1 protein-coding gene and 1 pseudogene are annotated in these 1,871 nt (G+C 44.9%); both read left to right on the top strand.

Annotated features, from left to right (window positions below; all coding sequences use genetic code 11):
* Nucleotides 1-281: pseudogene (locus R7O12_RS23945) on the top strand (hypothetical protein); the annotation flags it as partial.
* A gap of 302 nt (nucleotides 282-583) precedes the next feature.
* Nucleotides 584-1,651 (top strand): sensor domain-containing diguanylate cyclase, encoded by a 1,068-nt coding sequence (locus R7O12_RS23940; RefSeq protein ID WP_318126529.1) that lies wholly within the window; start codon nucleotides 584-586, stop codon nucleotides 1,649-1,651.
* The last annotated feature ends 220 nt before the right edge of the window (nucleotides 1,652-1,871 follow it).

Here is a 1,871-nt window from a genome sequence, read left to right as displayed (position 1 = left end):
TATCTTACGAGTCACGCACACAGCTGACAATCTGGATGCAAGACAACAAAGTATCGGATTCGCTCATGCGCTCTGTTCTGCCAAAAGGCTGGTCGATTGCAGACCGCTCTGGCGCAGGTAACTACGGTTCACGCGGCATTAGCGCGATGATCTGGAAAGACAACTACAAGCCGGTTTACATCAGTATTTACGTCACAGACACCGACCTTTCGCTTCAAGCTCGCGATCAACTGATCGCGCAAATCAGCCAACTGATTTTAGAGCACTACAAAGAAAGTTAAGCTCGAACTCGAGCAACCAAGCCCTTCTCATTCAGAGGGGCTTTTTCTTACCTGCTCTCTCAAATTCTTAACAAATCTCTCTTATTCTTGCTGTCTTCACTACGCTTTACCGAATGGTCACCTCTTGCTAATTAGTCATAAAAATTATCGGTTTAGACATGAGTTCAAGTTCACATTAAGCAACCTGACACTCACAAGTGGCGAGAAATAAACCATACTCTGTTAAAGGAACGTATTTTTCTTGAAAATAGCTGCGTGTTACTTATTGTTTACATTTAGAGGAATGTCTAGGGAGATGGCTATTGAGACTTGAAAGAACTTTTGACCCAAATGACTTGTCGACGCAAAACATGGAAAGCCCAATATGTTTACCGATCGGCTTTGTTCACTTTTTGGCTCAATCACAGACGTTACAGCAGGTGCTCGATACTGTCGCAGAATGGATCAATCGGATTTTTGAATCTGACCGCACCAGCATTACGCTGTACGAAAACAGTGACTACCTCAAGGTCTACTCTTTTTCCGGCAACAAAGCGATTCCTGCCGATTTTCTCGTCCCGATTGATCAAGCCTTCGTCGGGCGTGTGTTCAAAAACCAACAACTGATCATTTGTGACGACGTTTCTCAATCCGACGAGCTAGATTGCGTCATGTTGACCTCCAGCGGTATGGGCACGTGTATGGATGCGCCGCTGATGCATGGTCAAATGTGCTTGGGCACGCTTAACGTCGCGCATCATCAAACCCATTTTTATACCAAGGAACAAGCCGCACAGTTGCAATGCATTGCCAACTGGATAGCGTTGAACATTGCACTGCATATTCAGATCATGAAAATGGAGCACCTCGCCACCACAGACGATCTTACTGGCATTCCAAACCGCAGAGAGTTCATGCGTCAAATTGAGCATCGTCTTTCTGAATTTCGCACGCAAGGGATCAAATTCCACGTCGCGATTTTGGATTTAGATAACTTTAAAAAACTGAATGACAAGTTTGGGCACGACGCTGGCGACAAAACTCTCATCCATGCTGCCAATACCATTAAAGGGCATTTACGAGAATGCGACCTGCTTGCTCGTGTCGGTGGTGAAGAGTTTGCTATCGTCCTGAGAAGCCGCTCTTCTCAAGAAGCAATGGATACGTTAGAAACCATCCGAAATGCCTTAGAAACCACGACGATTCGATATTCAGGGCGTGATATGACATTCACCGCCAGTATTGGGGTAACTCAAGTGTGTGGCTTGGATGATTCTTTTGAGCCGTTAGTGAAACGTGCTGATTTAGCGTTATACAAAGCGAAAGAAACCGGGAGAAATCGCGTAGAAATCAATCACAGCGAGCATCAAGGCGTATCGAATGAGCAATGAGTGAGATGATGAATCAACAATAAAAAAGGTAGCGACTGATGCGCTACCTTTGCGATTCCCAAGTAAATTCAAGATGAGGAGTGATTCACCTTGCGCTGACTTGGGATTAAGAAGTCAGCAAATTGAATTATGCTTTCTTAAGATCTTTAGCAGGGTAAGTTAGCGTCTTTTCGCCAGCTTTAACGTGAGCGTAAAAACCGCCGCTGCTTAAACCTGTAAC

It is taken from the genome of Vibrio sp. Vb1574 (genome assembly GCF_033338675.1).
The sequence above is the reverse complement of the archived record's forward strand: the minus strand, read 5'-3'. Positions and strand labels throughout refer to the sequence as shown.